Source organism: Enterococcus sp. DIV1067f, from assembly GCF_050543505.1.
Lineage (GTDB): Bacteria > Bacillota > Bacilli > Lactobacillales > Enterococcaceae > Enterococcus_D > Enterococcus_D entomosocium.
The window spans coordinates 1,849,754-1,862,569 of record NZ_CP172940.1; the positions used below are offsets into that span (position 1 = coordinate 1,849,754).

The following is a 12,816-nucleotide window of genomic DNA, read 5'->3' on the forward strand; positions in this document are numbered from 1 at the left end:
TATCTTTTTATTCCTCGGTAATTGGCGTATTTTCAAAAACCAGCTGTTCGTTCAATAATTCGATCGTGACTTGGGTCTTTGGTAAGACTCTGCCAGCAACGATTTCTTTTGCCAACGGAGTTTCGACTTCTCTCGTGATAAACCGACGTAGAGGTCGCGCACCATACGCTGGCTCATAAGCATTTTCAGCGATCCAGCGTTTGGCTTCTTCAGTGATCGTCAACAGTATATCTTGGACTTCCAGTCGTTGTGACAGCTGTGCGATGATCTTGTCGACGATGCCTGTCACATCGTTTAGACTAAGCGGTGTGAACAAAATCGTGTCGTCGATCCGATTTAAGAATTCTGGTTTAAAATGCCCTCTCAAAAGATTACGGACATTTTCAGCAACGTTTTCTGGGATCGTCCCTTCTGCGGTCACACCATCTAGCAAGACTTGAGAGCCGATATTGCTAGTCATGATCAAGACTGTATTTTTGAAATCAACGACTCGCCCTTTTGAATCTGTCAAACGGCCATCATCAAGCACTTGTAATAAGATATTGAAAACATCAGGATGGGCTTTTTCGATCTCATCCAATAAGACGATCGTGTATGGATTGCGTCGAACAGCTTCAGTCAATTGTCCACCTTCTTCAAACCCTACATAGCCTGGAGGGGCACCGACTAAGCGAGACACCGAATGTTTTTCCATGTATTCGCTCATATCGATCCGAACCATATGCTCTTCTGAATCAAAGAGGTTGACCGCCAACGCTTTCGCTAATTCGGTCTTACCGACGCCGGTCGGACCTAAGAACAAGAAGGAACCTAATGGTCGATTTGGATCTTGCAGGCCAGCTCGTGAACGAATGACGGCATCACTGACGGCATCGACGGCTTCGTCTTGTCCGATCACTCGTTGATGCAAGGTCTCATTTAATTTCAACAGTTTTTCCCGTTCGCCTTCCACTAATTTCGCAACAGGAATCCCTGTCAAACGTCCAACGACTAGGGCAATCTCATTTTCGGTCACTGATTCTTGGACCATCCGAATGCCTTCATCTTGATTTTTTTCTTCCAGTTCAGCTAGTTCTTTTTCCAGTTGTGGAATCGTCCCATGACGAAGAACAGCTGCCCGTTCCAAATCATAGTTATTTTCAGCATCTTCCAACTCATGCTTGGCTTTATCGATCTCTGCCCGTTTGTTGGAAACTGCATTGACTTCTTCTTTTTCCGTTTCCCACTGCATTTTCATGGTATTGACTTCTTCACGCAATTCCGCCAATTCTTCTTGTAAAATGCCTAAGCGTTTTTTCGATGCATCATCGGATTCCTTTTTCAATGCGGCTTCTTCGATCTCAAGTTGCATCAAACGACGGGTAACTTGGTCGAGCTCAGTAGGCATCGAATTCATTTCCACCCGAATTGTGGCACTCGCCTCATCGATCAAGTCAATGGCTTTATCTGGTAAAAAGCGGTCCGTGATATACCGATCAGATAAGGTCGCCGCAGCAACAAGCGCGTTGTCATGGATGTTGACGCCATGATGGATCTCGAACCGTTCTTTCAAGCCACGTAAAATCGAAATCGTGTCTTGAACGGTTGGTTCCTGTACCAGCACTTTTTGGAAACGACGTTCCAAAGCTTTATCCTTTTCCATGTATTGACGGTATTCATCAAGGGTGGTTGCGCCAATCGTATGCAATTCTCCCCGTGCCAGCATTGGTTTTAGTAAGTTTCCAGCATCCATGCTGCCTTCCGTCTTACCAGCACCTACAATATTGTGGATCTCATCAATAAAGAGAATGATCCGTCCATCGGCTTTTTTCACTTCTTGTAAGACAGCTTTCAAACGCTCTTCAAATTCACCTCTGAATTTAGCACCTGCGATCAAGGCACCCATATCCAGAGAAAAGATCGTTTTGTCTTTTAGGTTTTCTGGGACGTCTTTTCGCACGATCCGTTGTGCCAATCCTTCAACGATGGCTGTTTTACCAACTCCTGGTTCACCAATCAAAACGGGATTGTTTTTTGTCTTCCGAGAAAGGATGCGAATCACATCGCGAATTTCTTCGTCTCGTCCGATAATTGGGTCCATTTTTCCGCTGCGGACTTGTTGCACCAGGTCAACGCCGTATTTTTCTAAAGCTTTGTATTGTTCTTCTTGATTTTGTGAGGTCACACGATCCCCTCCTCTTAATGTTTCGATCGTTTGCTTGATTTCTTTCGCGCTGATTCCTTGTTTCTTTAAATACACCGTCAATGGATGATTTTTCAATTTCATCAACGCATAAAGGACGATTTCTGTGGAAAGATACTCGTCTTGAAATTCATTTTTTAATTGATCTGCCTCAGACAAAAGATGAAACAGATTTTGACTCATGGATTGACCATAACGAACATTTCCTCCTTCAACCGAAGGCAGTTCATCTAATAGTCGGTCGACTTCCTTTTCAAAAGCATCGACATCGAGACCTGTGTCCGTGTAAAAATTGCGGCCGAATTGATTGGCTTGCAATAAAATCTTCCATAAATGCGGAATATCAATTTCTTGATGGTGACGGGTCATGGCAATCTGCTGGGCTTCAGCGATAGCACTTTGTAATGTAGTCGTCATTTTTTCTGGGTTCATACTTTTCCCTCCCAAAATGGTAGTCAGAAAAAAGTACGCTGCAAGCAGTATCCTTTTTTCTACTCTTCTATTATACAACGTTGGTCAGTAATGGTCAAAAGTTTTCCCTCGAACATCAAGATTTTTTTCAGTATTCTTTCATGAAAATTGACAGATGGGAAGCAGCAATGGTATGCTAGGTCCTGATTGGTCAGGAACAATCGATTTTCCTGATCGTTTTGATCGCTTTTTGGCGATTTTTATTCAGTAAGATTATCTACTTAGCTGTAACGTCTACTGTTTACAGCTTTTTTATATGGAGGAAATGATGTTAACATTAACGAATATTAGCCAACAATTTGGCGACAAATTGCTTTACGAAGACGTTTCCGTTCAAATCAACCGTGGTGAAAAAGTCGGTTTGATTGGACGGAACGGCGCTGGCAAAAGTACTTTAATCAAAATCATTACAGGAGAAATTCTCCCCGATGATGGCTTCGTCCAATTTCCGAAAAATTTGAAAATGGGCTATTTGGATCAATACGTCAATGTTGATGAAACGCAATCGATCCGTGATTTTTTGCGCTCTGCCTTTGCAGAAGACTTCGAAAAAGAGCAACAGATTGCCGATCTTTATACTTCTTATGGCGAAAGCCTCGACGATAAGCTTTTAGAAAAAGCGGGCGAATTGCAAAATCAATTGGATCAAGGAAATTTCTACCAAATGGATACATTGATCGATGATCTAGCAGAAGGGTTAGGTATTTCGGTTCTCGGAATGGATACCCCCCTCGCTTCTTTAAGTGGTGGTCAACGCTCAAAACTGATCTTGGCAAAAATGCTGCTAGAAAAACCCGACATGCTGATTTTAGATGAACCGACCAACCACTTAGATGATGAGCACATCAAATGGCTAGTTGAGTTTTTACAGGACTTTACCGGTACCTATTTAGTCGTTTCTCATGATCGTCAATTCCTTAACGAAATCACGACCCATATCATTGATATCGAATTTGGCAAGCTTTCTAAGTATACGGGGAATTTAGACAAAGCATTAAAACTAAAAACGCTGCAAAATGAAAGCTATATGAAGCAATACGAAGCACAACAAGAGCATATCAAGAAAACCGAAAGCTATATTCGTAAATACAAAGCTGGTTCTCGTTCAACGATGGCAAAGAGTCGTGAAAAGCAGTTGGCAAAAATTGATCGTTTGACCCCACCGCAAGATGTCCCTAAACCCCATTTAGGATTTGATTTGGCACCAATCGTTACCACCTTGGCCATGGAAACCACCAATCTAGTCATTGGATACGACCAAAAGCCCTTACTCTCCCCGATCAACCTAACGATCCGCTATGGCGAAAAAATTGCTATACGGGGATTTAATGGGATCGGTAAATCAACATTGATCAAAACGATTCTTGGTGTGATCCCAGCAATTGAAGGGGTCGTTTCTTACCCACAGCATACAAAATTCAATTACTTTTCTCAAGACCTTGACTGGGAATATCCATTGCAGACCCCTCTTCAATACCTTGAGGATCTTTTTCCGAAGGCCACCAACAAAGAATTGCGACGGCAACTTTCTCGGGCAGGTTTACCTAGCCAATTAGCCCAGGAAGAATTGAAGCTATTAAGTGGTGGTGAACAGACAAAAGTCAAACTAGCCGAAATGATGTTGATCAAAAGTAACTTCTTGATTCTTGATGAACCGACCAACCATATCGATCAAGATACGAAAAACAATTTGGAAGAAACCCTAGCGGCCTTTCCTGGAACAGTTTTGATCGTTTCCCATGAAGGCGAGTTTTATGAATCCTTTGTTGATCGGATCATTGATTTGAAAGACTAAAAAAACACGCTTATCCTCTATTCGAAGATAAGCGTGTTTTTAACTTTCCACTTTTTCTTTTCTTAATTCAGTCAACTCTTGGCTAATATCTTTGCGTTTTTCTTTCATTACATAAGCAAAACCAATTATGAAGGGCCAAATGAATGTTGCTAAACGGTACAGTAGCATGGAAGACGCAGCATCGACCGTGCCAACTAATGGACCAAAAAGCAGCATATAAATAAATTCAAATGATCCGATCCCTGCCGGTGTTGGAATCACCCCGGACAAGACGACGGCAAAACTGATGAAGGATAACGTCAACAAGAAATCGATCTCTGGATGCTGCACAACAAGAATCACATAAGGAATCACATACCAAGGCAGCATCTTCAAAAGATTCCACAAATAGATACGCAAGAAAGCGGTGCGGTCGGTAATGATCGCATTGACTGTTTCTCGTAAAGAATAAATTTGGGTGTTGCATTTGTCAACGATTCCTCTTAATGTCGCACTTTTGAACAGCTTATTGCTGACGATCACGAAAAAGACTTGAATGTTGATGCTGACCGAAAGTGCTAACAAAGCGGCAATGATCAAAAAAACGAGTACGATCCCCGCTAAAATTACCCAAATCATATTGGGTGCATTGTCATAGAATAGCGAAAATTGAATGATCAACCCAGCGATTGCATAAGTCAATATGGCGAACTTATACATCACCATGTGTAAGGTGGTGACCCCAACGCCCTGTGACAACTGCAAGCCATTTTTACGGTAAAAATTCACCTCTGAGATTAAGGTGCCTGCCCCAAACGTCACAATCCGATAAAAACCACTGTAACAGACGGTCAGAAACCCCGCCTTGGTTGTGAATTCCGGTTGGAAAGTCACGGCAATCTCTTTGACTGTTCGTCCTTCAATCACTAGGTACAATGTGCCAAGCCCCATAACCAGTAAGACGACGAGAAAGCTGGTCTCTCTTAGCCCCGCCAAAATATCCATCATCGAGTTACGGACAAAAAAATACATCACACCCAGAATCCCTACTAGTAAAAGTAAATTAAGGGCGAACTTCACTTTAGTTTTCATATTAACTCCTTGCTTGTTATACCGAATTTATGCAAAAAAGACCATCAGCAGGATAGCAAAAACGGTGCCAAAAGCAAAAAAGAGGTGAAACTTCTTCTTTCTTGTTTTGTGGCGAAATACGCGTTGCGCAATTAAACCGCCTAATCCTCCGCCAATCGCCCCCATAAAAAGGAGATTTGCTTCGGGAACCCGCCAACCTTGTTTCACTGCCTGATATTTATCATACCCCATCAGACAGAAAAGATAAAGATTGACTGCAATTAAATAAAACCACAATGGATTGTAAATCAGTGCATTCATCCATTTCCTCCATATGATTGATCGTAGGGATCATTATTTTGATTCTTGTGCTTCTTCAGGTACCAGCATCGTCAAACCATGTTTGATAACTTTCATCTCAATCGGTAGATCATCCGTTGGGTCGCCATCGGTTCGAGTATGAACCGTTTTTTCTTTGGCCTTTATTGAGACCTTTGCGGCAGTGAAATATTCAACACTTGGCACTTTGGCAATTCTACCACGAATAATTCTTGGTAAATACAAAATAAATCGTAAAATATTCAGTTTTGGCAAAAGAATGATATGAAACAATCCGTCATCAGGCTTTGCTTCTTCATCGAAGTTCTTAAACCCACCTGCTGAATTCGACATGACGATCGTCAGTAATTGAGTTTTCCCCTGCCATTTCCGTTCGTCAGCAATGACTTCTAATTTGTATTGTTTCTTTTTGATCAACAGATGAATGAACCGTTTCATAAACGCTAACGGCCCATATTGCTGTTTTTCTTCTTGGGAAGTGGCTGCGGCGGTATCTGCCAGAAGACCAATGGTCATGGTCGAGATCATGACTTGATCATTGACCGTCCCGTAGTCGATCGATCGCTCAACCCCCGTTAAGATCGTCTCGAAGGCCTCTTCGGGCTTCACCGGTATCCCCAACATTCTGGCAAAATTATTTACGGTTCCACCAGGAATGATGCCGACCTTCAACTCATCTAACTTTTCTTTAAAGGTTTGCAATCCATGATGGATCGTCCCATCTCCACCAATGATCACAATCGTATCGACTGCGTGTTTTTCGGCAGCCTCTCGAACGTCTTTGGGATCCACGTCTGGATTTGAGGCCTGCAAGAACGCTTGATGCTCTTCGCCTTGTTCTTTCACATAGGCTTGGAATTTTTCTGCTGTTTCTTTTGCTTCACTTTTCCCCGCTGTATCATTGTATAAAACGAGAATTTTCATCCTATTCACATCCTAAAAAGGCCGGGTCTTACGCAAGACCTGCGTGAAGAGTTCCCAGCCCAAGAGTTTTTCATTTATTCCAACAAATCAAAAATCAACGTTTATGCTTGAGCATTCAGTTCGGCGATTTTCACAATCACATCGGTCGCTTTCATCATTGATTGTAGTGAGACGAACTCATAACGTCCGTGCATATTTTCTCCACCAGCAAAGATATTCGGTGTTGGAATCCCTAAATAGGAGATTTTCGAGCCATCGGTTCCACCACGAACAGGTTCTGTGATCGGAGTGATTCCCACTGCTTCCATCGCATCTTTTGCTAGATCAATGATACTCATATCTTTTTCGATGATTTCTTTCATGTTGTAGTATTGATCATATAGATGAACGTGTACTCTCGGTTCATCAAAGCGGGCATTCAAGCTTTCTTGAACCGCTAGTAATTGTGCTTTTCTTTCTTCAAAACGGGTCCGGTCATGGTCTCGAATAATGTATGCCATTTTCGCTTCTTCTACTGAGCCGCTGAGACTCATCAAATGGAAGAATCCTTCTGTCCCTTCGGTTTTCTCAGGAACTTCATCAGCCGGTAGCGCATTTTGAAAATCGACTGCTAGTTGCAAAGCGTTGATCATGGTGTCTTTAGCAGTTCCTGGGTGGACATTTTTTCCTTGGATCGTAATTTCAGCTTGCGCCGCATTAAAGGTCTCGTATTGCAATTCTCCTACTGGACCGCCATCCATTGTATACGCAAAATCAACATTGAAATCTTCAACATCGAATTTATCTGCACCAACCCCAATTTCTTCATCAGGGCCAAATGCGACTTTGATTTCCCCATGTTTGATCGTTGGGTTTTTAAGTAAAATTTCCATGGCTGTCATGATTTCTGCAATACCTGACTTATCATCAGAACCTAATAAAGTAGTACCATCAGTAGTGATCAAGGTTTCCCCAGCATAATTTTTTAAATTCGGAAAATCTTTTGTGTTTAATGTGTATTTTCCTTCTTTATCTAATTTAATGGTTGATTCGCCATCGTAATTTTCGATGATCTGCGGATCAACATTCTCTGCATTAAAATCGGCGGTATCCATATGGGCGATAAAACCGATGGAGCGTACGTCATGATCCACGTTACTTGGTAATGTTGCGATCACAAAACCATTTGATTCATTGTAATGAACATCGCTTAATCCTAATTCTTCAAGTTCTTTTTGCACTTCTTTGGCAAACGCGACCTGTGTTTGGGTAGAAGGTGTTGTCGTGCTTGTCGCATCAGAGCGAGTTTCTATTTTTACATAATTCAAAAAGCGAGGCAATAAATTTTCGTACATAAAAGATTCTCCTATCTATAGTCAAATGGATTTGTTGAAGTGGTGGAAGGAACAAAGGTCACAGCCCAGTTCTCTTCTGCTTTCCACTGGTTGAATTTCTCAATAAACCGAGGAATACATTCCTTTTCGATGTTGTGCCCTGGATCGATCCCAATCAACCCATTGGCTTGCATGTCATGGGCGAAATGGTAACTGATATCGCCAGTGATGTACACATCCGCTTGATGGCGTAAGGCATCCGAATAAAACGATTGGCCACTGCCGCCGCAAATGGCGATTCGCTGAATTTTTTCAGGTGCACCAGGAAAGCTGACGAGGCGTAAAGCAGTCAAACCAAAGCGCTCTTTGACACGTTCGACAAACTGATCAAGGGAAAGAGGCTCAGCGAGGTTGCCAACCCGTCCGATTCCATAGGTTTTCGGCAAATTGTCTAAGGCATACAGATCATAAGCTGGCTCTTCGTAAGGATGAGCAGCGATCATTGCCGAAAGCACTTTATTCTCGATCGTTTCTGGAAAAATGACTTCGATCTTCGCTTCTTGCACCTGTTCTTCTTTTCCGATCTCACCAATGGCAGGATGTGCCGCTTGCTGTGGCGTAAAGCGACCGGTACCAATCAAGGAATAGCTGGTATTTTGGTAATTACCTTGCTGACCAGCACCTGCTTTACCTAATGCCTTTCGTAACGCTGGTGCCGATTCAACAGGGGTAAAAACAGCTAGCTTCTTCATTTTTACTTGATGGGTTTGCTTCAAATACGTGTCGGGTTCAACTTCTAATAGTTCACAAAACCAATCGTTCAAACCATCTTCAATAATATCCATATTGGTGTGGGCGGCGTAAACGGCAATATCATGCTTGACGAGATCCATTAGCATCTTTTGTTGTGGATCATCTGTCAGCAAGCGGTTCAAAGGCCGAAAGATCGGTGGGTGTTTGGCAATGATCAAGTCGATCTTTTTCTCGATGGCTTCTGCAACCACTTCTGGACGTACATCAAGAGTCATCATGACTCGCTCGAGCGGTTTGTTTAATGTGCCAACATGTAGACCAACAGGATCGCCTTCTTCTGCCAACCACAAAGGGCAGTATGCTTCAAAGCGTTTGATAAATTCTTGACCAGAAATCATGCCAACACCTCCTTGATCCATTCGATCTGATCCTTTAATTCATTGATTTTTTCAGCAGGTGGTTCTTTGGCTTTCTCTAACTCTTTAATGACGCGTTGTCGTTGCTTTAATTCATGTTGCCATTTTTTAAGGAAAACTGGATTTTTTTCTTTTAATAAAAAAGGACCAAAAAATAATTGCTGGGACGTATACGTCGTTTTTCCAGTTTCCGCAACGATAATTTCATAGTTTTTGTCGTTTTCTTCTAAAAGTACTTCATGAATGATTATAAAGTTGTTGCTAACGAGCCATTCTCGCAAAGTCCGTTCCCCAACATTCGGTTGTAAGACCAAGCGTTTGACTCCCGCTAAGCGATTTTTCCGGCTACCTTCTTCTAAAATCGAACGTATCAGTGTGCCGCCCATTCCAGCAATGACAACGGTGTCGATGTTGTCTTCAGGTTGAATCGCGTCCAGTCCATCTGCCAAGCGAACCACGATTTTATCAGCTAACCCGTTCTTACGCACTTGTTTGCTGGCAGAATCATAAGGTCCTTGAACAACTTCTCCAGCTACAGCATAAGAGATTTTGTTCTGCAGCATCAATGCAACAGGCAAGTAAGCATGGTCGGAACCGATGTCGGCGAAACGTGCTTGGTCGGGAATTTGTTCGCCCACGCAAGCCAAACGATCCGATAATGCATGTTCGTTCATATTGTCACTCCTTCTTTTGTAGTATAACACGCTTTCCATAAATAGAAAAAAATGTGCGTCTTGACTGTGGTGCCATTGCCAAGGCGCACATTGCATTAATCGTTCACTAATTCAACCTTTTGAATCGAGTTACCGGGAATTTGCGGTGGGATCGACATCGTCATGATCGGTATGCCTTGCAACGTCACCTGGACGGTAGCACCTTCCGTCAATTCCTCCAGATCTCCTGAATAAGCCTCGACTGGGACATGTAGGATGACCCCATCATTTTGAAAACTTTGGACGACTTGATCGTCATCTTCCACTGCCGCCACCTCTTTCAAAAAGAGTGAAAAGGTATCATCCGATCCTGCTATCGCATCTTCTTGGATAACACCAGTAAAAATTGCGGCTGTTTCCGTTTCTGATGTACTATTTGATACGGAACTGGTCTGCTCGCTAGTTTCAGAAGTTCCAGTCTCCCCATTTGCAGCGCTGTTTCCCTGATTGCCGCAAGCTGTTAAAAGCAGCATTGCTGCAAAGGATAATCCTATTATTACCTGTTTTGTCATCATCTTCTTCCTCCAGTAATAGTCAGTTATTGGCCATCATTTCGTCGGTTTTTACCAGTCATTTGAATTTCTTGTGTCAAATAACGGATACGTTCCATAATGCGCTTGGCTTTTAATGGTTCGGATTCACCTCGTTGCGTCACCGAAAGATGCTGTTCCAACTCATGCATAGTAAAATTCGAAGTAAAGAAGGTCGGCAGTTGTTCTTGCATGCGGTATTGCAATATGACACCGAAGACTTCGTCGCGAATCCAGCTGCTCATCGCATCAGCACCGATATCGTCCATCATTAAGATTGGGGCTTTTTTCACTGCGTTCAGCTTATCCCCCACCTGATCTTTGCCGATTGCTTGCTTCATCTCTACTGCAAATGTCGGGAAGTGAACCAATGTCGTCGTGTAGCCTGCCTCCGCTAAATCTCTGGCGATCGCGCCAAGCAGATAGGTTTTTCCGATCCCAAAACTTCCCACAAAGTAAAGGCCTTTATGAAACTCCTGTGGATTGGCTGTCAACTCACTAATAAAATCAACGGCAGCTGCGATGGCCTCCATTCGGCCAGGCGTTTGCTGATAATCTGCAAAACTTGCTTCTTGTATATCTTTAGGCATATCCATCGCTTTGATGCGACTGCGAATTTCTTCTTGTTTTTGATATGCCAGTAGTTCTTTCGTTGGTACATAGGTGACGTCAATAAAATGAAAATTTAATGCTAAGCGCGGCTCATAGCCCGGTGCGATCATGGATGGATCATTGATGCGGAATTTCCGCTTTTCTTGGACGAACTCATACAGTTTCGCATAGCTTTTTTGAATATCTGCTTCGGTCAATACCTCTTCATTTTCGGCAATAAACGCTTTGACATCAGGATCTTGTAAAACCTCTGCCATCATTGCTGAAAACTGATCACGGTAATTGCGTTTATCCAATAGTTTTCCTAAGTTTTTCCCTACATCTTCCATTACTTGTCACCAGCTTTCTTATGCAAGTAGTTTTGCAGTTTTTTATCTAATTCTGCTTGTCGCTCTGGTGTTAAGGCTGTCTCTTCCACTGGTTTTTCAGCCCAAGAAGGCAGCTTTTCTTCGCGAATGATTTTTTTGCCGCTAGTTTGTGGTCGGCTGCGTTTTTCCTTGGCACTTCGAACAAGGCTCCGAACATGTTTGATGGCATCTTCTGCCGTGCCGATTTTTAATTCTGACCATTGGGCGGCGATATTGTTCACATAATTCCCTGACAAAGCGGCATTGTTTTGGACCACCAAGACATAATGAACCAGAACATTGATCACACTATTAGGCAATGGTGACCGTTCGACAAGGCTCTTGATCAGCCATTGTTCTGAATCCGTCATGAAACTGTTTTTCTCCGCTTTGATCGCCTTTAGAAAAGCGATCGGTGCATTGTTCTCACTTTCTTGAATCAATAATACATCATTTTCTGAAAAACCATTCTGTTTTAAGGTATTGAAGCGGCGCAACTGACTTTCCGCTTGGGGATCTTCTCTTTTTGATGTTTTCGTGAATGTTTGTCGTGATTTCTTCATGATGGCTTGTTCCAGCTTTTTCTGGTCGACCTCGCCTGTTGTCAAAGAAACATTGTCCGCCATCAAATCCAACAATTCCAACACATCATAGCCATATAAAGAATGGTATAGAACTAACTTTTGTCGAAAACTTGGCGTGAAATTAGCGGCACGGATATACCGACGCTGCGCTTCATATAAAAGAAAGTCCCAATCCAACTGCTTTTCGTCAAGCACCAAGTTCGCATTGGTTTCTTGAAAAGAATCACTTACTGCCTGTAACGTTTCTTCATGGGAAGCAAAACGTGCGGTATTTAACCCATAGGCGGCTGAGAAGGATTGAGTCACTTCCTGATAATCGGTCAAGGAACACTGCTTTGGCTGATACAGCTTGACCAGCTGATTAAATTTACGCTCTCCGACTCTTTCCAACAACAGATAGGCATACAATTCATCTTGAAAAAACGCTGCTGGATGGACCGGTTCTTGCAACCAATACAGATAGGAGGATCCGTTTTGCAAATCTGCTTTTTCATATGATTTCAGCAAGCCGATACCTTCTAGGTTTTGCTTGGCTTTTATGAAGCGAGGCATTCCGACATTCATGGCATTCAAGATATCTAGATGCACGGTCGTCATCGACTCCTCGCCAGAAATGCTTTGGGCTTGGACATCGCTTGCTAGTGTCAAATACAACGCTAAAGCATCACTTTCAATAATTGGTTGATACAAATAAATGAGGGCGTCTTTCCCTTCCGTTGTAAGTGGACGGCTTTTGAACACTTTGTACGATTGATTCGGTAAACTATTGCCCACTTGTTGTCCCCCT

General features: G+C 42.7%; 11 protein-coding genes. 1 reads left to right on the forward strand and 10 read right to left on the reverse strand.

All coding sequences use genetic code 11. The features are described from left to right. Positions 1-7 precede the first annotated feature (7 nt). Positions 8-2,614: an ATP-dependent chaperone ClpB gene (gene clpB / locus IGJ42_RS08620; protein ID WP_005235805.1), complete on the reverse strand. Its 2,607-nt coding sequence runs from the start codon at positions 2,612-2,614 to the stop codon at positions 8-10. Positions 2,615-2,921: 307 nt separating this feature from the next. On the opposite strand from clpB, the gene IGJ42_RS08625 reads away from it, so the two are divergent. Continuing rightward, on the forward strand, positions 2,922-4,448 hold the full coding sequence (locus tag IGJ42_RS08625) for an ABC-F family ATP-binding cassette domain-containing protein (protein WP_430615187.1): 1,527 nt from the start codon (positions 2,922-2,924) through the stop codon (positions 4,446-4,448). A 39-nt stretch (positions 4,449-4,487) separates the two neighbouring features. Here IGJ42_RS08625 and IGJ42_RS08630 read toward each other — a convergent pair whose 3' ends face one another. From IGJ42_RS08630 to IGJ42_RS08670, 9 genes are all read right to left on the reverse strand, one after another. After that, positions 4,488-5,519 (reverse strand): lysylphosphatidylglycerol synthase transmembrane domain-containing protein, encoded by a 1,032-nt coding sequence (locus tag IGJ42_RS08630; RefSeq protein ID WP_016620081.1) that lies wholly within the window; start codon positions 5,517-5,519, stop codon positions 4,488-4,490. A 27-nt stretch (positions 5,520-5,546) separates the two neighbouring features. Continuing rightward, on the reverse strand, positions 5,547-5,819 hold the full coding sequence (locus IGJ42_RS08635; RefSeq protein WP_005235800.1) for a DUF1294 domain-containing protein: 273 nt from the start codon (positions 5,817-5,819) through the stop codon (positions 5,547-5,549). 33 nt (positions 5,820-5,852) lie between these two features. Next, positions 5,853-6,761, reverse strand: a complete 909-nt coding sequence (locus IGJ42_RS08640; RefSeq protein ID WP_008380060.1) for a diacylglycerol/lipid kinase family protein — start codon at positions 6,759-6,761, stop codon at positions 5,853-5,855. A gap of 101 nt (positions 6,762-6,862) precedes the next feature. Then, positions 6,863-8,095, reverse strand: coding sequence for a peptidase T (gene pepT, locus IGJ42_RS08645; protein WP_430615189.1), 1,233 nt, complete (start codon positions 8,093-8,095; stop codon positions 6,863-6,865). An 11-nt stretch (positions 8,096-8,106) separates the two neighbouring features. Beyond that, positions 8,107-9,225 (reverse strand): Nif3-like dinuclear metal center hexameric protein, encoded by a 1,119-nt coding sequence (locus tag IGJ42_RS08650; protein WP_301280254.1) that lies wholly within the window; start codon positions 9,223-9,225, stop codon positions 8,107-8,109. Then, positions 9,222-9,917, reverse strand: a complete 696-nt coding sequence (locus tag IGJ42_RS08655; RefSeq protein WP_008380063.1) for a tRNA (adenine(22)-N(1))-methyltransferase — start codon at positions 9,915-9,917, stop codon at positions 9,222-9,224. Before IGJ42_RS08655 ends, IGJ42_RS08650 begins: the two co-directional genes overlap by 4 nt. A 95-nt stretch (positions 9,918-10,012) precedes the next feature. Further along, positions 10,013-10,471, reverse strand: a complete 459-nt coding sequence (locus IGJ42_RS08660; protein WP_008380064.1) for a hypothetical protein — start codon at positions 10,469-10,471, stop codon at positions 10,013-10,015. A 23-nt stretch (positions 10,472-10,494) separates the two neighbouring features. Next, the gene (gene dnaI, locus IGJ42_RS08665; protein WP_008380067.1) at positions 10,495-11,427 is read right to left on the reverse strand and encodes a primosomal protein DnaI; all 933 of its coding nucleotides are present in this window, start codon (positions 11,425-11,427) and stop codon (positions 10,495-10,497) included. Next, positions 11,427-12,803, reverse strand: coding sequence for a replication initiation and membrane attachment family protein (locus IGJ42_RS08670; RefSeq protein ID WP_005235791.1), 1,377 nt, complete (start codon positions 12,801-12,803; stop codon positions 11,427-11,429). The genes dnaI and IGJ42_RS08670 overlap by 1 nt, the downstream gene beginning before the upstream one ends. Between the last annotated feature and the right edge of the window lie 13 nt (positions 12,804-12,816).